The following is a 20,246-nucleotide window of genomic DNA, read 5'->3' on the forward strand; positions in this document are numbered from 1 at the left end:
GACAAGTATAGAGAATAAGACAATGAGCAAAATTGTAATTTTAGGAGCTGGCGAAAGTGGCGCAGGTGCAGCCGTGCTGGCAAAGAAAGAGGGATTCGAGGTCTTTGTTTCAGACATGTCAAAGATCAAGGATAACTACAAGAAGTTGATGGATGACCACAACATCGAATGGGAAGAAGGTCACCATACAGAAGAAAAGATTTTAGATGCAGATGAAGTCATCAAGAGTCCGGGTATTCCTAAGGAAGCACCTATGATACAGAAACTGATGGCTAAGGGTACACCTATCATCAGCGAAATAGAATTTGCGGGCAGATATACTGATGCCAAGATGATCTGTATCACGGGAAGTAACGGTAAGACAACCACTACCTCGCTGATTTACCACATCATCAAGTCGGCTGGCTATGATGTAGGCCTGGCAGGCAACATCGGAAAGAGTCTGGCCCTTCAGGTGGCTGAAACTCCTCATAAGTACTACGTCATCGAGCTGAGCAGTTTCCAACTCGACAATATGTATGAGTTCCGTGCCAATGTGGCCATCCTGCTCAACATAACTCCAGACCATCTGGACCGCTATGAGTTTAAGATGCAGAACTATACCGATGCCAAGATGCGCATTACCCAGAACCAGACAGAAGAAGACTGCTTCATCTTCTGGAACGATGATCCTATCGTTACAAAGGAGCTGGCTAAGTACAACCTCAAGTCACATCTCTGCCCATTCTCTGAGTTCAAGGAGGAGGGTTGCGTTGGCTTTATCGAAGACGGCAAATACAAACTCAACTTCCCTCCAGACTTCGAAATGCCACAGGCAGACATGAGTCTACGCGGCAAGCACAACATCTATAACAGTCTGGCTGCAGGTCTGGCATGCAACATCGTAGGCATCGACCACGAGACCCTGCACAAAGGCTTGAGCGACTTCCCTGGTGTAGAGCACCGTCTGGAGAAAGTGGGCAAGTTCCAGGGTGTTTACTATGTGAACGATTCAAAGGCTACCAACGTAGATGCCTGCTGGTATGCGCTGGAGAGTATGACCACCCCTACCATCCTCATCATCGGCGGTAAGGATAAGGGAAATGACTATAACCAGATCAAGAACCTGGTAAAGGAGAAATGTGCTGGTATCGTATATCTCGGAGCCGACAACCAGAAGTTGCACGACAACTTTGACGCACTCGACATCCCTGTACGCGACACTCACAGCATGAAGGATTGCGTGGCAGCCTGCCAGGAATTGGCAAAGCCGGGCGATACCGTACTCCTCAGCCCATGCTGCGCAAGTTTCGACCTCTTCAAGAACATGGAAGATAGAGGCGAGCAGTTTAAGGCGCTGGCAAGAGCTATCGGAGAATAACAGTTTTCAACAAATAGAACAGATAGAACTATAAAGAAATGAATAACAAGAGCATTGGTAATATTTTCAAGGGAGACAAGGTGATCTGGATGGTCTTCTTCTTTCTCTGTATGATAAGCATCGTGGAGGTATATTCTGCCTCCAGCTCCTTGTCGTACAAGACAGGAAACTACATGGCACCTGTCATCCGCCACATCTTGCTCTTGGGAGGCGGTCTGTTCACCATGATTTGCATGCTCAAGGTAAAATGCAAGTACTTCAAGATTGTTACCCCCATCGTGATGGGCATCTCATTACTGTTGCTCGTCCTGGTCTTGGCTACCGGTCAATCTACCAACGGAGCCTCCCGATGGTTCTCTCTGATGGGCATACAGTTCCAGCCTTCTGAGATAGCGAAGGGAGCGGTAGTACTGGCTGTTGCTCAGATTCTTAGTGCTATGCAAACAACTCAGGGAGCCAACAGGAAGGCATTCAAGTTCATACTTGTAGCAACCGCTCCATTTGTAGTTCTCATCGGACTGGAAAACTTATCCACAGCCATGCTCCTCAGTATCACAATCTTAGCCATGATGCTCATCGGACGAGTGCCGATGAACCAGATTGGCAAGCTGGTGGGACTGGGCATGATTGTCATCGTCACAGCCTTTGCAGGTATCATGATAGTAGGACAGGACAAGGGCGAAGAGGGCAATAAACCGGAAAATACGCTGACCGAGAAGGTTGAGCAGGAACAGAACGAGCCTAACATGGCAGAAAAGATGTTCCATAGAGCCGACACCTGGAAAGCCCGTATTGACAAGTTTATGAACTCAAAGCCTGTAGCCCCACAGGATGTCGATCTCGACAAAGATGCCCAAGTGGCACATGCCAACATCGCCATCGCCTCTTCCAACATCGTAGGCAAAGGGCCTGGAAACTCAGTAGAAAGAGACTTCCTCTCACAGGCGTTCTCAGACTTCATCTATGCCATCATCATCGAAGAGATGGGTATTTGGGGAGCCGCACTGGTTGCATTCCTCTACATCATCCTCCTGTTCAGAGCTGGCAGAATAGCCAACAGGTGTGAGAACAATTTTCCAGCCTTCCTCTGCATGGGACTCGCCATCATGCTGGTTACCCAGGCACTCTTCAACATGGCAGTAGCAGTAGGTTTGGCTCCTGTTACAGGACAGCCATTACCACTCATCAGTAGAGGTGGTACATCTACCATCATCAACTGTCTGTACCTGGGCATCATCCTGAGTATCAGTAGAACAGCCAAGAAGAAAGAGATACCTCAAAATGAGCTCGACGACAGCAAAATGGTGGCTGCCTGACAAGAGTTTTATAAATTAAGGTGAAAAAATGGCAGAAAATGCCGTTAAATCGATATTTTTTTATACCTTTGCGTTATAAACATGAACGGATATGAATAATGAATTAAGAATTATCATAAGCGGAGGCGGCACAGGTGGTCACATCTTCCCTGCCGTATCCATTGCAAATGCCATCAAGGCGAAGCGCCCTGATGCTAAGATTTTGTTTGTAGGTGCACTCGGCAGAATGGAAATGCAGCGTGTACCTGCTGCGGGTTATGAGATCAAGGGCTTGCCTATCTGCGGCTTCGACAGAAAGCATCTGCTCAAGAACATCGCCGTACTCTTTAAGATATGGAAGAGCCAGCACATGGCAAAGAGCATCATAAAAAACTTCAAGCCTATGGCGGCTGTGGGCGTAGGTGGCTATGCTAGCGGTCCGACTCTCAATGTTTGTGCCAGCAAAGGAATACCTTGCCTCATCCAGGAGCAGAATTCATACGCTGGTGTAACCAATAAGCTCTTGGCCAAGAAGGCTGAAAAAATCTGTGTGGCTTACGAAGGAATGGAGCGTTTCTTCCCTGCAGACAAGATTATCATGACCGGTAATCCTGTTCGCCAGAATGTATTGGAAACTACCATCACCCCGGAAGAAGCACGCAAGCAATTCGGTCTCGACCCTGAAAAGAAGACCATCTTGCTCGTAGGTGGCAGCCTTGGCGCAAGAACCATCAACGAGAGTGTGCTCCAGCACCTCGACCTGGTGAAAGAAAGCGGCGTACAGTTTATCTGGCAAACAGGTAAATACTATAATGCTGCCATCATGGAGCAACTGAAAGGTCAGGAGTTGCCAATGCTCAAGGTTACTGATTTCATCAGCGACATGGGGGCAGCTTACAAGGCAGCCGACCTGGTTATCAGCCGCGCAGGTGCCAGCAGTATCAGCGAGTTCTGCCTCATCGGCAAACCGGTTATCCTGGTTCCAAGCCCTAATGTGGCAGAAGACCACCAGACCAAGAACGCCATGGCATTAGTCAACAAAGATGCTGCCATCTACGTAAAGGATGCTGATGCACCAGAGGTATTGCTCAAGAAAGCAGTTGACACGGTAAAAGACGAGGCAAAGCTTGCTTCGCTCTGTGAGAATATCAAGAAATTAGGATTAAAGAACTCTGCCGACGTCATCGCCGACGAAGTAATCAAATTAGCAACAAAGTAATGGAAATAAAAGATATTAAAGCAGTTTATTTTGTAGGAGCGGGCGGCATCGGAATGAGCGCCATCGCCAGATACTTCCTCAGCAAGAAGTTGGTTGTAGCCGGATATGACAAGACTCCATCCAATCTAACTCATGAATTGGAGAAAGAGGGAATGCTTATCCACTATGAGGAGAATGTTGATCTCATACCAGAAGCCTGCAAGGACGCCAAGACAACATTGGTAGTCTACACACCGGCAATTCCTGCTGAACACAAGGAACTGGTTTTCTTCCATGAGAATGGTTTCACCATCGAGAAGCGAGCTCAGGTTCTGGGTACATTAACCCGTACACATAAGGGACTGTGCGTAGCGGGTACACACGGAAAGACATCAACATCTACCATGTGTGCTCACATCATGCACCAAAGCCATATTGACTGTAATGCCTTTCTGGGAGGTATCTCAAAGAACTATGGCACCAACTATATCCTCTCCGACAAGAGCGACTATGTTGTCATTGAAGCAGATGAGTTTGACCGCAGTTTCCACTGGTTGCGCCCATGGATGAGCGTCATCACGGCTACAGACCCAGACCATCTCGACATCTACGGCACCAAGGAGGCTTATCTCGAGAGTTTCCGTCACTATACAGAACTGATCCAACCGGGCGGTGCACTCATCATCCACAAAGGTCTGGAGATGAAGCAACACGTACAAGAGGGTGTCAAGATATACGAATACAGCCAGGACGAGGGCGACTTCCACGCTGAGAACATCAAGATAGAGAATGGAGGTATCACCTTTGATTTCATCTCTCCTATCGAGAACGTAACGGGCGTAGAACTCGGACAGCCTGTGCCTATCAACATCACAAATGGTGTGGCAGCAATGGCAATGGCACAGTTGAATGGTTGTACAGCCGATGAACTCCGTAACGGCATGAAGACCTACGGAGGAGTTGACCGCCGTTTCGACTTTAAAATCAAGAATAACAAACTGGTATTCCTGTCTGATTATGCTCATCATCCAAAGGAGATATATCAGAGTGCGAAGAGTATCAGAGAGTTATACAAGGACCGTAAAATAACGGCCATCTTCCAGCCTCACTTGTATACTAGAACCCGCGATTTCTATAAAGATTTCGCCAACAGTTTGAGTCTCTTGGACGAGGTTATCCTCTGCGACATCTATCCAGCTCGCGAGCAGCCTATTCCAGGAGTAACATCCAAGCTTATCTATGACAATTTGAAACCAGGTGTAAAAAAGAGCATGATTCACAAAGAAGACGTTCTTGACCTGGTAAAGAATCGAGACTTCGATGTTCTAGTTATCTTAGGAGCTGGCGATTTGGACAACTATGTTCCACAAATTACCAAAATACTTGAAGAGAAATAAATGCATATCAATTGGAAGAAAACCATCATCATCGCACTGGATTTAGTACTCGGTACTTATCTGGTATTCGCTTTCACCAGGTTCAACAAACCTGATGAAACGAAGTTGGTATGCACCAAGGTGAACATCAACATTCAAGATGAGATGACGAATGGTTTTCTGAATGCGAAGGAAATCAAGAAACGACTGGAAGCCAGAAAACTCTATCCGCTGGGGGAACCGCTCAAAGAGGTGAACGCCCGCATGATAGAAGAAACCTTAAAGACCAGTCCTTTCGTCAAGACGGCAGAATGTTCAAAGACTCAGGATGGTCTTGTTGACATCTACCTCACCCAACGCATGCCAATCGTCAGAATCAAAAGCATCAGCAACGAGGACTATTATATTGATGACCACAATCAGATCATGCCCAACACGAACTATACATGCGACATTATCATCGCAACGGGCTACATCAACAAGTGGTATGCTAAAAAATACATCTCATTACTAAGCAAAGCGCTGATGACGAATGAACTCTGGCGAAACCAGATAGAACAGATCAATGTCCTGCCTGATAGAGGAATAGAACTGGTACCGCGAGTAGGCAACCACATTATATATATAGGTAACCTGCCAGAGACCAACCTCATCGACAAACGAGAGCAAGCCATCAACGATTTCGTCAACAAGAAGATGAATCGATTAGAGAAATTCTATAAGTATGGACTCTCACAAGCTGGCTGGAACAAGTATTCGTATATCAATATCGAATTCGACAACCAGATCATATGTAAAAAGCATCAAAATAGCTAATTAGAAAATAGAAACAGATTAAGATAACATATAAGAACTATGCCAAAGGAATTTATTGTAGCTATCGAACTTGGCTCATCTAAGATGACAGGTATAGCAGGTCAGAAGAATTTGGACGGCAGCATCACCGTACTTGCCACCGTAGAGGAAGATTCATCTTCTTGCATCAGAAAGGGTGTAATCTATAACATTGACAAAACCTGCCAATGCTTGACCAACATCATCAAGAAGTTGAAGAATATACTGAAACAGGATATCACCCAGGTCTATGTAGGCGTGGGCGGTCGCTCTATACGCAGTATCAAGAACGTCATCGTCAAGGATCTCCCAGGTAACACCATCATCTCACAAGAGATGATCAATGAACTGATGGATATCAACCGCAACATGACTTATCCGGACCAGGAAATCCTGGATGCTGCAACTCAGGAATACAAGATAGACAACCAATACCAGATAGACCCTGTAGGAATACAGTGTAACCATCTGGAAGGCATCTTCCTGAATATACTTTGGCGGAAGAACTTCTATAACAATATCAATACCTGTTTTGAAAATGCCAACATTCCTATTGCAGAAATGTACCTGGCTCCTTTAGCTATGGCTGACAGCGTTTTGACAGACTCAGAAAAGCGTGCAGGCTGTATGCTTGTTGACTTGGGTGCCGATACGACAACCGTTTCTGTATATTATAAAGGTATACTTCGTCATCTCTCTGTCATCCCATTGGGCGGCGGCAACGTGACCAAAGACTTAACTTGTCTCCAGATTGAAGAGCCTGATGCTGAAAAGATGAAACTCAAGTATGCCAAGGCTTATACCGATATCAACAATATCGACCCGACCCTGAACTACCCTATCGACAAGGATAGAGTGGTTGAAAGCAAGAAGTTCATCGAAATCGTAGAAGCACGCGTAGAGGAAATCGTAGAAAACGCATGGTTCCAGATCCCTGTGGAATTCTCAGATAAGCTGTTGGGTGGTATCATTCTTACAGGTGGCGGCAGCAACATGCCTGAAATCGATAAGGTTTTCAAGACACATACCCACATCGACAAAGTACGCATTGCCAAGTTTGTTTCTCAAACAGTCAACTCCAAGGATCCTAAGATTACCAATCACGATGGTACAATGAACACCGTATTGGGACTCCTGGCAAAGGGAGACATGAACTGTGCAGGTGACGAAATCGGCACTGATCTCTTCAGCAATTCTGCAGAAAAGCCAGTAGCAGCCGAGCAGCACAAGGCTCCTAGAAACCCAAACGAGACTGCCGGCAAGGGCGTTGTTCTTACTGCGGCAGAAAAAGCGGCTGCTGACGAGGCTGCCCGCAAGCAAAAAGAACTGGAAGAAGCTGAGGCAAGACTTCTGGCAGAAAGAGAAGCCGAAGAAGAAGAAAAGAGACGCAAAGAAAACAGTCTCATCCATAAAATGATGAGAGGTTTCAAGAAGTTTGTGAAAGATACCATTTCTGAAGAAGAATAAGATGCCAAAGACCAGGCTATCAGAAAACAGATTTCACAACAGGTTAAATAAAAAATCAGATAGATAAACCCTATAAAGATTATACGACTATGCTAGATAATGGAAACACTCCTCATATTCTTGATTTTGGGGAACCTGAAAAAGAAAATAGCATCATCAAGGTGATTGGTGTTGGGGGTGGCGGTGGAAATGCCGTCAACCACATGTACCGCGAAGGTATACACGATGTGACATTCGTACTCTGCAACACAGACAACCAGGCACTTAACGACTCACCTGTGCCTGTACACCTGCAGCTAGGTAAGGAAGGTCTGGGTGCAGGAAACAAACCTGCCAAGGCACGCCAGGCTGCCGAAGAGACTCTTGAAGATATCAAGAACATGCTCAACGATGGAACAAAAATGGCATTCATCACAGCGGGTATGGGTGGCGGTACCGGTACAGGTGCAGCACCTGTCATCGCCAGAGTAAGTAAGGAGTTAGGTATTCTTACCGTTGGTATCGTAACCATCCCATTCCGTTTTGAAGGTCCTAAGAAGATTGACCAGGCATTGGATGGTGTAGAGGAAATGTCAAAGCATGTAGATGCCTTACTGGTAATCAACAATGAACGTCTTCGCCAGATTTATCCAGACCTTGCCGTTCTCGATGCCTTCGGCAAAGCTGACGACACCTTGAGTGTAGCTGCCAAGAGTATCGCTGAAATCATTACCGTACATGGTCTCATCAACCTCGACTTCAATGATGTGAAGACCGTACTGAAAGATGGCGGTGTGGCTATCATGAGTACAGGTTACGGTGAGGGAGAAGGAAGAGTAAAGAAAGCGATAGAAGATGCCTTGAACTCACCACTCCTTAACGATAATGACGTATTCAACTCTAAGAAGATTCTGCTCAGCATCGCATTTGCAAGCGAGAAGAAAGATAATCCTGGCTTGACCATGGACGAGATGAATGATGTCAACGACTTTATGGAGAAATTCGGTGACGACTTCGAATTGAAATGGGGTCTTGCCATTGACCCTGAATTGGGAAGCCGCGTAAAGGTAACCGTTCTCGCAACAGGTTTCGGACTCGAGGATGTAGAGGGAATGAACCGCCACCTCAAGAAACATACTGAGGAAGAATCTCGCCGTCTCGCTGAAGAAGAGGAGAAACGTGCTGAAAGAGAAGACCGCCGCAAGCGCTATTATGGCAGCGATGGCAATACGACACAGTATAAGCGTCATCCACACATATTTCTGTTCCGCCAGGAAGATTTGGATAACGAGGATGTCATCCTTCAGGTAGAAAACACGCCTACCTATAAGCGTACCCGACAGACTCTGGAAGAAATCCGTAATATAGCTTCCGGTAATACAGAACCGAAAGAAGACAATAATGATGATGCTACAGTACAGGGCGTTATCAGTTTTGCCTAAACAGAGGACATAGCCAACGTCTGTTTCCCGTTTACATCAAGCAAGCGAGGAAACCTGAAAAGACTAAGCAAACAGTTCCTGAAGAACAGCAAAACTCTTCATTTCCGGGAAACCTGGCAAATGAAGTTTATAATACTCCAGTATCACCTCTACACACCTGTTTCGTTCCATACGAGACATTGTGTAGAGGTGCATTGTTTTATAGTCTAAACGGAACAAAGACACAAGCCGCATAGAATCTTCCTTATTTAAATAATGTACATGCGAAGGAACATGAGCTGCAAAACATCCATCTACCAAATCAAAATAATCGCCAGACATACCGCTCTCTATATTGGGCATAAAACCCAAATGAAAAGAGAGCTGAATCATAAAGACTATATGGAAATTGGCAATAGTACCTTTAGCATGGTCTAACCATTCGATACTGTCCTGTATGAAAAGATAGAGCGCACCATTAGCCTGCTCATGACGGGTAGCATATGAAAGCAGCTCTGCCAAGAACATGGAAATGCCAAGTTTGTATGGAGAAAAAGGGATATCAGAGAATGGAATCTGAATTGAAACATCCCTAAGGCGCTGCAGATTTGACTTGGGACGATAATCAAATTCTAAATTCAAGACCATGAGCGGTTGGAAAAGCTGCCGTTTCATCTTCCCCTTAGATGACTTAGGCACACGTACCATAAAGGAGAGTCTTCCCAACTTTTCGGTGAAGAAATCCACGATAAGTTGAGAGTCCCCATACTTGATGGTTTGCAATACGATAGCACTAGTTTTTATCTCCATTTTGCCTAATATTAGTGAAAAACAGGGCAAAAATACAAAAAAATGCGCATTTAGCGAAAATTTTCCATGAAAAATTTGCTAGATTCAAATAAAAGTAGTAACTTTGCACCCGCAAATAAGCAATGGTCCCTTCGTCTATCGGTTAGGACGAGAGATTTTCATTCTCTAAAGAGCAGTTCGACTCTGCTAGGGACTACAAACATTTAAGAAATAAAAAAAATAACATAAAGAAGATGGCAAATCACAAATCATCAATCAAGAGAATCCGTCAGGACAAGAAGAAGGCTTTGCACAATAAGTATTATGCAAAGACTATGCGCAATGCTGTCCGCAAGTTGCGCAACATGTCTGACAAGGAAGAGGCTGCAAAGCTCTATCCTACTGTTCAGAAGCTTTTAGACAAGTTGGCTAAGATCAACGTTATCCACGACAACAAGGCTGCAAACTTGAAGTCTGGTCTTACAAAGCACATCGCTAAGTTGGCCTAACTTATAAGTCAAAGCAAAGAAATAAATAAGGCTGCGACCCTATAATAGGATTGCAGCCTTATTCTTTTCTATGAACCCGACTACCCATTTCCTGCATCATAAAATCTTCCCATCACAACCAGTTTATACTACAACATACCCTATAAAAACGCACAAAACGATTATTAAACAGCTTTTTCAAGACACTTTTGCCGCTAAAGTTCACATTCTACGTTTTTTCTTCACTTTTTGGTGATTTTTCACAAACAAAAGTTCCTGTTTCTCAGCTTTTTTTAGTATCTTTGCACGGAAATAAGACAATACTAAAATGGCAGAAAATCAAAACAACGCAAATAATTACTCTGCGAGTAACATTCAGGTTCTGGAAGGCCTGGAAGCTGTTCGCAAACGTCCGGCGATGTATATTGGTGACATCTCCGAAAAGGGTCTTCATCATTTGGTAAACGAAACTGTAGACAACTCTATTGACGAAGCAATGGCGGGTTACTGTACCGACATCGAAGTTACCATCAACGAAGACAACTCTATCACCGTAGAAGATAATGGTCGTGGTATCCCTGTGGATATGCACGAGAAACTACATAAATCAGCCCTCGAAGTCGTTATGACCGTGCTTCACGCAGGTGGTAAGTTCGACAAGGGTTCTTACAAGGTATCTGGCGGTTTACATGGTGTGGGTGTAAGTTGTGTGAATGCACTTTCTACCCACATGTTGTCACAGGTGTTCCGTGGCGGCAAAATCTACCAACAGGAATATGAGAAGGGTAAGCCTCTCTATCCGGTTAAGGTGGTAGGTGAAACCAACAAGCGCGGTACACGACAGCAGTTCTGGCCAGATCCAACCATCTTTACTCACACTGTCTATAAGTGGGACATCATTGCCAACCGTATGCGCGAGTTGGCATTCCTCAATGCAGGTATCAAGATTACCTTGAGAGATTTGCGCCCTGACGAGGAAGGCAAGACCAAGGAGCAGGTTTTCCACGCTAAGGATGGTTTGAAGGAATTCGTCCGTTACGTAGACCGTCACCGCACTCATCTCTTCGATGATGTTATCTATCTGAAGACAGAAAAGCAGGGTATTCCTATCGAGATTGCTGTGATGTACAACACAGATTACTCTGAGAATATCCACTCATACGTCAATAACATCAACACCATTGAGGGTGGTACCCACCTGACTGGTTTCCGTATGGCGTTGACCCGCACCTTGAAGGCTTACGCAGAAGCTGACCCAACCATCTCTAAGCAGATTGAGAAGGCAAAGGTAGAAATTGCACCAGAAGACTTCCGCGAGGGTCTTACTGCCGTTATCTCCATCAAGGTAGCTGAACCTCAGTTTGAGGGACAGACCAAGACCAAGCTCGGTAACAGCGAGGTACAAGGTGCCGTTCAGCAGGCTGTAAACGAGGCTTTGTCTGATTATCTGGAAGAACATCCAGACGAGGCAAAGCGAATCTGCGAAAAGGTTGTTCTGGCTGCTACGGCCCGCATAGCTGCCCGCAAGGCACGTGAGAGTGTACAGCGCAAGAACTTCATGACAGGTGGTGGTCTTCCTGGTAAACTTGCCGATTGCTCAATGAAGGATCCTAAAGAATGCGAGATCTTCCTCGTCGAGGGTGATTCCGCCGGTGGTTCTGCCAAGCAGGGTCGCGACCGTTTCCGTCAGGCTATTCTCCCATTGCGTGGTAAGATTCTGAATGTAGAAAAGGTACAGTGGCACAAGGTATTCGAAGCTGAGTCTGTCATGAACATCATCCAAAGTATCGGTGTCCGCTTCGGTGTAGATGGCGAAGACAGCAAGGAGGCTAATACCGACAAGTTGCGTTACGACAAGATTATCATCATGACCGATGCCGACGTCGATGGTTCTCACATCGACACATTGATTATGACACTCTTCTATCGTTTCATGCCAAAGGTTATTGAAGAAGGCCATCTGTATATCGCTACCCCACCACTCTACAAGTGTACTTATCGCAGCAAGGTAAGCGAGTATTGCTATACAGAGCAGCAGCGCCAGGCATTCATCGACAAGTATGGAGATGGATTAGAAGACAAGAATATCCACACCCAGCGATACAAAGGTTTGGGTGAGATGAACCCAGAGCAGCTTTGGGAAACTACTATGGACCCATCTACACGCTTGCTCAAGCAGGTTACTATCGAGAACGCAGCCCAGGCTGATGAGATTTTCTCTATGTTGATGGGTGATGATGTAGAACCACGCCGCGAATTTATCGAGCAGAATGCCACATACGCAAACATTGACGCTTAAGACAATTCAACTAATTTACATAAGGGGCTGTGCCATTTACCTACAAATGACACAGCCTCTGCTTGTATAAAACCCAACAAACCAACTTATGAAACATTTACTTATCTCTTGCCTATTACTCTCTGCAGCAGGCACACTTCAGGCTGCCCCGAAGAGTAATATTCCACCGCTGAAGCTTTGGTACAATAAGCCGGCTACAGCCTTTGAAGAATCGCTACCTATCGGTAACGGCAAGTTAGGTGCATTGATTTATGGTGGAGCCAACAATGACTCTATCTATCTCAACGACATCACCTTGTGGACAGGAAAGCCTGTCAATCGCGAGGAAGGAGGGGATGCCTACAAATGGATACCTAAGATTCGCGAGGCTCTGTTCAAAGAAGATTACAAGGCAGCCGATTCTCTACAACTGCATGTACAAGGACACAATTCAGAATATTATCAGCCACTTGCCATCATCAATATCAAAGATGCAAATAAAGGACAATTCAGCAACTACAAGCGCGAATTGAGCCTTGACAACGCTATGGCTGCATTGAGTTATACAAGAGAGGGAATAAAATACCAGCGAGAATATTTCGCATCACATCCGGACAAGATGATTGCTATTCGCCTGACAGCTTCCCAGAAGAAAGCCATCAACTGCGATATCTCTCTCTCCTCTCTAATCCCTCATCAGGTAAAAGCTTCCAATAAGCAGCTCACCATCACGGGGCATGCTATGGGAAAGCCTGAGAACAGTACCCACTTCTGCTCCATCCTCAGCATCAAGAACCAGGACGGAACCATTACAGCCTCTGATTCTACTCTCCATCTGCAGGACGTAAGCGAAGCGGTTATCTATTTAGTGAATGAAACCAGCTACAACGGATTCGACAAGCATCCTGTAAAAGAAGGAGCTCCATATATTGAAAAGGTTAACGACAATGCCTGGCACTTGGTCAACTATACCTACCCAGAGTTAAAACAGCGTCATATAACCGACTATCAGAACATCTTCAACCGTGCCAAGTTTGCACTCAAGGGAGCTAAGTTCGACAACAGACGAACCACCGACCAGCAACTCTTTGATTACACAGAGAAAGAAGAGCAAAACCCTTACCTGGAAATGCTATACTTCCAATATGGAAGATATCTTCTGATCAGCTGTTCGAGAACTCCAGGCATTCCTGCCAATCTTCAGGGTCTTTGGGCTCCGGCACGAAAATCTCCTTGGCGTGGAAACTACACCATCAACATCAACCTGGAAGAAAACTATTGGCCAGCAGAAGTTACCAATATGTCTGAACTAGTAATGCCTGTAGACGGACTGGTGAAAGCCATGTCTGTAACAGGAAAATATACAGCAAAGCACTATTATGGAATTGAAAATGGCTGGTGCGGTGGACACAACACTGATGCATGGGCGATGACAAACCCAGTTGGAACCAAGAAAGAAAGTCCTAAGTGGAGCAACTGGAACATGGGAGGTGCCTGGCTTGTACAAACCTTATGGGATCACTACGATTACACCCGCGATAAGGAATATCTGCGCAAGACAGCCTATCCATTGATGAAAGGTGCTGCAGACTTCATGCTTGACTGGATGATAGAGAACCCAAAGAAGCCGGGCGAACTGATTACTGCCCCTTGCACTTCACCTGAGGCTGAATATATCACCGACAAGGGCTATCAAGGCTGTAGTTTCTATGGAGGTACCGCCGATCTTGCCATCTTGAGAGAATTGTTTAAAAATACACTCAAAGGTGCTCAGATTCTCGGTATTGATCAAGATTATCAGGCAAAGTTACAGGATGCAATCAATCGTCTCCACCCTTATCAGATAGGAAAGCGTGGCAACCTGAGGGAATGGTATTACGATTGGGATGACCAGGATTGGCATCATCGCCACCAGGCACACCTTCTCGGTTTACACCCATTCTATCAGATTTCATTAGATAAGACTCCTGATTTAGCTGCAGCTGCTGCCAAGACTCTTGAGATAAAAGGAGACTTCTCTACCGGTTGGAGCACAGGATGGCGCATCAGTTTATGGGCTCGCCTGCACAGAGCAGACAAGTCATATTCTATGATCAGGAAATTGCTTAACTATGTACATCCGGGCAATTACAACAATCCGAAGAATCGCCCTTCAGGAGGAACCTATCCAAATCTCTTCGATGCTCACCCACCATTCCAGATTGATGGCAACTTCGGAGGCACAGCAGGTATATGCGAGATGCTGATGCAATGCGATGGCGAGACTATGCATCTTCTTCCTGCTCTACCCAAAGAATGGCCTGCAGGCGAAATTAAGGGTATCAAAGCACGAGGTAACTACGAGATTAATCTCGTATGGAACGGAGGAAAGGTCAGCAAAGCTTCCATCACCAGCAAGAATGCCGGATACCTGACCGTCAAGTATAATGGTAAGCAGAAAGCATTAAATTTCAAGGTTGGCGAAACAAAACTCATAAAATAGACAAATAAAAATCTATGAGATATTTTACAATTCTCATCTTTACAACTCTCTGGGTGCTGAATTCCTATGCACAAGAATTCGGTACCCATTGGGTATCATATCCATTCCCCAACGATTCTTCTGAGATATTATACAGGAAAATCTATCATCTTGATCAAAAGCCTTTAAAGGCTGAGATAAACATGGCAAGTGGAGGAAATACCCGCCTATACATCAACGAAAGAAATGCTACGCCAAGCATTTTCAGCGAAGGAGCCAGAGACAGCATCCTTCTGATGCAAACCATAGATATCTCCAGATATCTGAAACAGGGCGAAAATATTATTGCGGTCTGGTATGCACCAGGAAGAATAAGAAATAAGAGCAAACAACTCTCGCTGGAATTTCATGGCTGGTATACAGACTCTGTTCCTTTTTATCATAAAGCAGACGAAACATGGTGGTGCAAAACCCTGAAGGGTGGCAGTTACAACGAAAAAGAACACTTTGACAATAGAATATACACAACTGAGTGGAAATCGGCAGAATACCAATCTGCAGGATGGGTTCATCCGACAGGTGCTTTCAAAGATTCAACAAACTATATCTTTGTAGACCAGCTGCCATACCTCACCCAGAACAAGCTTCAAATGGTATTAGAACCATACCAGGAGGAATTTGATCATCAAGGATGCCGTATAGACTTCGGACGTCCGTTCCGCGGAACCATCAGGCTCACGATACGCAATGCCAGCAAAGGAACAACACTTCATATTAACGGAAACCAATATGTATGCAGTGGCGAAATGGACGAGCAAGCCTATTACCGTTTCCATGCTGAGCATCAAAAAGATTTCGTGATAACTTGGGATAAAGGCTTCAGAAGAAGTAATATCACAAATATAGAAGGATTAGAGATTTCGGAATAAGCTCAACAGCGTTTCGAAATCTCTTTTTTTATAAAACAAAAAAGACTTCGGAACTATTATCTTCCAAAGTCTCTAACTGAATTTAGTCTTTCAATTCGGCAAGCACTTGCTCTGCCACTTCACAAAGCTCATCATACCATTCCTTGCCGAACTTCTCTACCAGCGGACCCTCCAGGAACTTATAAACCGGAAGCTTCAACTCCTCTCCCTTCTTGATGGCATCCTTGCAGATGCGCCACTTGTTATAGTTGATGCCATACACCTCGTTGCCGAAATCCTTGGCACGGATTGGATACAAAGCACAGGAGATAGGCTTCTTAAACTTCGACTTTCCTTCGCGATAAGCACGCTCCAAGGCACAGAGACAACAATTCGGAATCGTATGTCCATCACCTAAATCTTTCAAGTCCTGATAGCAGGTAAACACACAATCCTTACCATTCACGATGCTCGTCACCAAATCGCCTTCAATATCGGTATAAGCCACGCCCTGCTTATCTATGATAGCCTGGGCAGAAGCCGAGAGATCATCCCAAACTACATCCAGCGCATTCTCAATCTCCATAATCTCATCCAAGGTAACAGGAGCTCCCGCATCACCTTCGATGCAGCACTCGCCCTTGCAGGCATCAAGGTCGCAACAGAATTTTTCGGTGATAATATCAGGTGAAACCAATACGTTGCCCACCTGCAGAATACGCAGTTCGTCTTTCTTCATAATGTTTTTGAGATGAATAAATTTCTTTGAGTGTATAATAAAAATAATGATAGCTACCCATGAGTGGATAGCTATATATTAATAGGTGTACCTACCATTGGATAGGCGTAATTCCGTTCTGCTGCAGATACGCATTGCAGCGGGAGAAATGATGATTGCCAAACCATCCGCCTCTGTTGGCTGATAATGGCGAAGGATGAACGCTTTCCAATATCAGATGCTTGCTTGTATCGATGAGCTTCGCCTTGCTCCGGGCATAACCGCCCCAAAGGATAAACACCAGGTGATCCTTGTCCTTGCTGAGCGCCTGGATAGCAGCATCTGTGAATTCCTCCCAGCCCTTGCGCTGATGACTCGCCGCCTGATGGGCACGAACGGTCAACGTGGCATTGAGCAACAATACTCCCTGCTTTGCCCAGCGGGTTAAATCGCCCGTGGCTGGCATCGGAGTACCGAGATCCATCTGAATCTCCTTGAATATATTAATCAATGATGGTGGGAAAGTGATTCCGTCCGGCACAGAGAAACTCAGTCCCATCGCCTGACCCGGCTCATGGTATGGGTCCTGTCCGATAATCACTACCTTCACATCATCAAAAGGACAGAGATTGAAGGCATTGAAAATCAAGCGGCCAGGAGGATAACAGGGCGTACGCAGGTATTCCTCTTTCACGAAGTTTGTGAGGTCAACAAAATACTGCTTGTCGAACTCTTCTCCTATATGCCGTTTCCAACTTTCTTCTATCTTTACGTTCATGCTTAATATAAATTCAAAAGTATCTTAAGATACTTACGCAAGTATCCTAAGATACTTGGCCAAGTATCTTAGGATACTTTTTTGAGGTATATAAAATCGTTTTTACTTGTTGTCAGAAATCAAGTTCTCACCTGTCATATCTGCAGGCTGCTCCAAGCCCATGATATGGAGGATAGAAGGAGCTACGTCTGCCAAACGACCATCCTTTACAGTAGCTGAATTGTTGTCAGTTACGTAGATGAATGGAACTGGGTTCAAAGAGTGAGCGGTATTTGGGGTACCATCCTCGTTGATAGCGTGGTCTGCATTACCGTGGTCAGCGATGATGATAGCCTCATAATCGTTAGCCTTAGCAGCCTCGATAACGTCCTTTACGCAGTTGTCAACAGCGTGAACAGCCTTAGCGATAGCGTTGTAGATACCTGTATGACCTACCATATCACCATTAGCGAAGTTTACAACGATGAAGTCGTACTCCTGTGTGTTGATAGCACCAACCAACTTATCCTTTACCTCGTAAGCGCTCATCTCTGGCTTCAAGTCGTATGTAGCTACCTTTGGAGAAGGAACCAGGATACGGTCCTCACCCTCGTATGGAGTCTCACGACCACCATTGAAGAAGAATGTTACGTGAGCATACTTCTCAGTCTCTGCAGTGTGGAGCTGCTTCTTGCCCTGTGCACTCAAGTACTCACCGAGGGTATTCATTACGTTCTCCTTAGGGAAGAGGATGTGAACACCCTGGAAGCTAGCATCGTATGGAGTCATGCAGTAGTACTGCAAGTCCTTGATGGTGTACATACCTTCCTCTGGCATATCCTGCTGAGTCAATACCTGTGTCAACTCCTTGGCACGGTCGTTACGGTAATTGATGAAGATAACAACATCACCCTCCTGGATAGTACCGTCAACCTTAGAGTTATTGATTGGCTTGATGAACTCGTCTGTTACGTCCTCATCATAGCTCTCCTGCATTGCCTTCACCATATCGTCAGCCTGCTTACCCTTACCCTCAACGAGCAAGTCGTATGCTTCCTTCACACGGTTCCAGCGCTTGTCACGATCCATAGCATAGAAACGACCTACGATGCTTGCGATGTGTGCACCGTTCTTGTCGCAGCAAGCCTGAACCTCCTCGATGAAGCCCTTACCGCTCTTAGGGTCTGTATCACGGCCATCCATGAAGCAGTGAACGTATGTCTCCTTCAAACCATATTCCTTACCAATCTCAATCAACTTGAAGAGGTGATCCAAAGAAGAGTGAACACCACCGGTAGAAGTCAAGCCCATCAAGTGGAGTTTCTTACCAGTCTTCTGAGCATAGCTGTAAGCGTTGATGATCTCCTGATTCTTCAAGATATCACCGCTCTCGCAAGCCTTGTTGATCTTAACGAGGTCCTGATATACCACACGACCAGCACCGATGTTGAGGTGACCAACCTCAGAGTTACCCATCTGACCTTTAGGAAGACCAACGTCCTCGCCACAAGTCTGGAGAGTAGAATGTGCTGAAACTGCTGTCAAATAATCGAGATAAGGAGTTGGAGTCTTGAAGATAACATCACCCTTATCATGCTTACCGATTCCCCATCCGTCGAGAATCATTAAAAGAGCTTTTTTTGCCATAATTACATAAAATAATTTAAATTCGAATTTCAGTGTGCAAAGTTACAACAAAATAGGTGAAGGACAAAATAAATTAAGATAAAAAAACTTCCACCTTTCTAAAAAGATGAGAGTTGATAACAAGATCAACAGGTTCGCAGGATATATCCCTTTTTGATGACAGCTTCGATACTTACCTTTTCATCCAGGTTCAATGCCCTGCGAAGATAGGTAATCTGCACGTTCAGGGCTAGGGAATTGGAGTATGAGTCATCACCCCATACTTCATTCAGTATGAAATCCCGCTCTACAAGCTGGTTCTGGTTCTCGGCAAGAAGCTTCAGAATTTCAGCTTGACGAGATGTGATGACCACTCTGGAATTACCACATAGCAGTTCATTCTGCGCATAGTAGAAAGCAATGGAACCGATAAAAACAGCTGATTCTTCACCTTTGCCGTCTTCTTTCGGTTGCTTCAACTCATAAATCATATTCTTCAGGAACTCATGGCGAATGCCATCAATGCGCTTTTGGAAGACTATGGTCTTAACCAGGTAATACAGACATCCTATCAAGATGAAAAAGAGAAAGACGCTTCCTATCAATTGCCACATCATGGCTTTGAGCGTTCGAGTAATAGGAATGGGCACCTGAAAAGAAATACCTTGGCGAAACATTGGGTTCGTCTGATACTTCACCGTCACCACACGTGACCATCTGCCTTCGGCATCATATTTTGCATTCAGGAAGACGGTCTTGTAAGCCAGATGACGAAAAAAGGATATCTTCCCATATCCCTTATCATCCAGTAATCTTTGATAATAAGCCAACGAGGGATGCTTACCTATATAAGCCAGATATCTGCTAATGATGAGATAAGCATCATCACCCGTAAGATCAGGATCATTCAAACGGACAAGAAAGCGGTGATTGTTCCAAAAAGAAAGCGTTGTACGGCTACATCCCTTCTTCATATCATATTCAGATTCTACCTTGAGCATAATCGTATCTCTTCTACCTTTCGTAGATGAATTCTCCTGCAACTTTTTTCTATTCTTCAAATCTTGCGCTAACACTTCATCACAATCCTTCTTGAATTGCTCTACCTGCTGGTCTAAGCTATATTGACATTGAAGATGGAGCCAATAAGCCTGCGTGCAGAACAACAATGCGATTGCTACTCCACATACCATCCATGCTATTTTCAGCTTACTGTTACTGTTCATACTTTCCTGATCTTTTGAATTTTGACGGCAAAGTTACTGAAAAATCCGTAAACAAAGGCAAGAGT

Annotated in this window: 16 protein-coding genes; 11 read left to right on the forward strand and 5 right to left on the reverse strand. The window is 45.0% G+C overall.

The features are described from left to right. Window positions 1-22: 22 nt before the first annotated feature. The 7 genes from murD to ftsZ all read left to right on the forward strand — a co-directional run bounded on the left by murD (window position 23) and on the right by ftsZ (window position 8,951). A complete protein-coding gene (gene murD, locus RCO84_RS12200; RefSeq protein WP_317585220.1) occupies window positions 23-1,360 on the forward strand; it encodes a UDP-N-acetylmuramoyl-L-alanine--D-glutamate ligase in 1,338 nt (445 codons plus the stop codon). 38 nt (window positions 1,361-1,398) lie between these two features. Then, window positions 1,399-2,676 (forward strand): FtsW/RodA/SpoVE family cell cycle protein, encoded by a 1,278-nt coding sequence (locus RCO84_RS12205; protein WP_144154555.1) that lies wholly within the window; start codon window positions 1,399-1,401, stop codon window positions 2,674-2,676. Window positions 2,677-2,767: 91 nt separating this feature from the next. After that, window positions 2,768-3,874, forward strand: a complete 1,107-nt coding sequence (gene murG / locus RCO84_RS12210; protein ID WP_117692953.1) for an undecaprenyldiphospho-muramoylpentapeptide beta-N-acetylglucosaminyltransferase — start codon at window positions 2,768-2,770, stop codon at window positions 3,872-3,874. Further along, window positions 3,874-5,250 carry a UDP-N-acetylmuramate--L-alanine ligase gene (gene murC, locus RCO84_RS12215; protein ID WP_317585221.1) on the forward strand — a complete coding sequence of 459 codons (1,377 nt, stop codon included), beginning with the start codon at window positions 3,874-3,876 and terminating at the stop codon, window positions 5,248-5,250. The genes murG and murC overlap by 1 nt, the downstream gene beginning before the upstream one ends. Then, the gene (locus RCO84_RS12220; RefSeq protein WP_022121278.1) at window positions 5,251-6,045 is read left to right on the forward strand and encodes a hypothetical protein; all 795 of its coding nucleotides are present in this window, start codon (window positions 5,251-5,253) and stop codon (window positions 6,043-6,045) included. 39 nt (window positions 6,046-6,084) lie between these two features. Then, window positions 6,085-7,530: a cell division protein FtsA gene (ftsA, locus tag RCO84_RS12225; protein WP_144154559.1), complete on the forward strand. Its 1,446-nt coding sequence runs from the start codon at window positions 6,085-6,087 to the stop codon at window positions 7,528-7,530. Window positions 7,531-7,619: 89 nt separating this feature from the next. Next, window positions 7,620-8,951, forward strand: a complete 1,332-nt coding sequence (gene ftsZ, locus RCO84_RS12230) for a cell division protein FtsZ (protein WP_144154561.1) — start codon at window positions 7,620-7,622, stop codon at window positions 8,949-8,951. 63 nt (window positions 8,952-9,014) lie between these two features. On the opposite strand, the gene recO is transcribed toward ftsZ, so the two are convergent. Further along, on the reverse strand, window positions 9,015-9,740 hold the full coding sequence (recO, locus tag RCO84_RS12235; RefSeq protein WP_317585223.1) for a DNA repair protein RecO: 726 nt from the start codon (window positions 9,738-9,740) through the stop codon (window positions 9,015-9,017). A 233-nt stretch (window positions 9,741-9,973) separates the two neighbouring features. On the opposite strand from recO, the gene rpsT reads away from it, so the two are divergent. The 4 genes from rpsT to RCO84_RS12255 all read left to right on the forward strand — a co-directional run bounded on the left by rpsT (window position 9,974) and on the right by RCO84_RS12255 (window position 15,875). Next, on the forward strand, window positions 9,974-10,228 hold the full coding sequence (gene rpsT, locus RCO84_RS12240; RefSeq protein ID WP_006847644.1) for a 30S ribosomal protein S20: 255 nt from the start codon (window positions 9,974-9,976) through the stop codon (window positions 10,226-10,228). 307 nt (window positions 10,229-10,535) lie between these two features. Further along, window positions 10,536-12,506 carry a DNA topoisomerase (ATP-hydrolyzing) subunit B gene (gene gyrB / locus RCO84_RS12245; protein WP_118190179.1) on the forward strand — a complete coding sequence of 657 codons (1,971 nt, stop codon included), beginning with the start codon at window positions 10,536-10,538 and terminating at the stop codon, window positions 12,504-12,506. Between the two features lie 88 nt (window positions 12,507-12,594). Then, window positions 12,595-14,967, forward strand: coding sequence for a glycoside hydrolase family 95 protein (locus RCO84_RS12250; RefSeq protein ID WP_317585225.1), 2,373 nt, complete (start codon window positions 12,595-12,597; stop codon window positions 14,965-14,967). Between the two features lie 14 nt (window positions 14,968-14,981). After that, window positions 14,982-15,875 (forward strand): alpha-L-rhamnosidase N-terminal domain-containing protein, encoded by an 894-nt coding sequence (locus RCO84_RS12255; protein ID WP_317585226.1) that lies wholly within the window; start codon window positions 14,982-14,984, stop codon window positions 15,873-15,875. An 82-nt stretch (window positions 15,876-15,957) separates the two neighbouring features. Here RCO84_RS12255 and RCO84_RS12260 read toward each other — a convergent pair whose 3' ends face one another. The 4 genes from RCO84_RS12260 to RCO84_RS12275 all read right to left on the reverse strand — a co-directional run bounded on the left by RCO84_RS12260 (window position 15,958) and on the right by RCO84_RS12275 (window position 20,181). Then, window positions 15,958-16,593, reverse strand: a complete 636-nt coding sequence (locus RCO84_RS12260; protein WP_317576180.1) for a DUF3109 family protein — start codon at window positions 16,591-16,593, stop codon at window positions 15,958-15,960. Between the two features lie 91 nt (window positions 16,594-16,684). Continuing rightward, window positions 16,685-17,350, reverse strand: a complete 666-nt coding sequence (locus RCO84_RS12265; RefSeq protein WP_317585229.1) for a uracil-DNA glycosylase — start codon at window positions 17,348-17,350, stop codon at window positions 16,685-16,687. Window positions 17,351-17,452: 102 nt separating this feature from the next. After that, window positions 17,453-18,976, reverse strand: a complete 1,524-nt coding sequence (gpmI, locus tag RCO84_RS12270) for a 2,3-bisphosphoglycerate-independent phosphoglycerate mutase (RefSeq protein WP_317585230.1) — start codon at window positions 18,974-18,976, stop codon at window positions 17,453-17,455. 125 nt (window positions 18,977-19,101) lie between these two features. Then, entirely contained in the window at window positions 19,102-20,181 is a 1,080-nt protein-coding gene (locus RCO84_RS12275) for a winged helix-turn-helix domain-containing protein (protein ID WP_317585232.1), read from the reverse strand. Window positions 20,182-20,246: the final 65 nt, after the last annotated feature.

The organism is Segatella copri (assembly GCF_949820605.1).
Taxonomy (GTDB): Bacteria; Bacteroidota; Bacteroidia; order Bacteroidales; family Bacteroidaceae; genus Prevotella.

Bases quoted from the DNA above. Each gene is read 5' to 3' on its own strand.
- murD (WP_317585220.1), top strand. From the start codon at position 23: ATGAGCAAAATTGTAATTTTAGGAGCTGGCGAAAGTGGCGCAGGTGCA.
- RCO84_RS12205 (WP_144154555.1), top strand. From the start codon at position 1,399: ATGAATAACAAGAGCATTGGTAATATTTTCAAGGGAGACAAGGTGATC.
- murG (WP_117692953.1), top strand. From the start codon at position 2,768: ATGAATAATGAATTAAGAATTATCATAAGCGGAGGCGGCACAGGTGGT.
- murC (WP_317585221.1), top strand. From the start codon at position 3,874: ATGGAAATAAAAGATATTAAAGCAGTTTATTTTGTAGGAGCGGGCGGC.
- RCO84_RS12220 (WP_022121278.1), top strand. From the start codon at position 5,251: ATGCATATCAATTGGAAGAAAACCATCATCATCGCACTGGATTTAGTA.
- ftsA (WP_144154559.1), top strand. From the start codon at position 6,085: ATGCCAAAGGAATTTATTGTAGCTATCGAACTTGGCTCATCTAAGATG.
- ftsZ (WP_144154561.1), top strand. From the start codon at position 7,620: ATGCTAGATAATGGAAACACTCCTCATATTCTTGATTTTGGGGAACCT.
- recO (WP_317585223.1), bottom strand. From the start codon at position 9,740: ATGGAGATAAAAACTAGTGCTATCGTATTGCAAACCATCAAGTATGGG.
- rpsT (WP_006847644.1), top strand. From the start codon at position 9,974: ATGGCAAATCACAAATCATCAATCAAGAGAATCCGTCAGGACAAGAAG.
- gyrB (WP_118190179.1), top strand. From the start codon at position 10,536: ATGGCAGAAAATCAAAACAACGCAAATAATTACTCTGCGAGTAACATT.
- RCO84_RS12250 (WP_317585225.1), top strand. From the start codon at position 12,595: ATGAAACATTTACTTATCTCTTGCCTATTACTCTCTGCAGCAGGCACA.
- RCO84_RS12255 (WP_317585226.1), top strand. From the start codon at position 14,982: ATGAGATATTTTACAATTCTCATCTTTACAACTCTCTGGGTGCTGAAT.
- RCO84_RS12260 (WP_317576180.1), bottom strand. From the start codon at position 16,593: ATGAAGAAAGACGAACTGCGTATTCTGCAGGTGGGCAACGTATTGGTT.
- RCO84_RS12265 (WP_317585229.1), bottom strand. From the start codon at position 17,350: ATGAACGTAAAGATAGAAGAAAGTTGGAAACGGCATATAGGAGAAGAG.
- gpmI (WP_317585230.1), bottom strand. From the start codon at position 18,976: ATGGCAAAAAAAGCTCTTTTAATGATTCTCGACGGATGGGGAATCGGT.
- RCO84_RS12275 (WP_317585232.1), bottom strand. From the start codon at position 20,181: ATGAACAGTAACAGTAAGCTGAAAATAGCATGGATGGTATGTGGAGTA.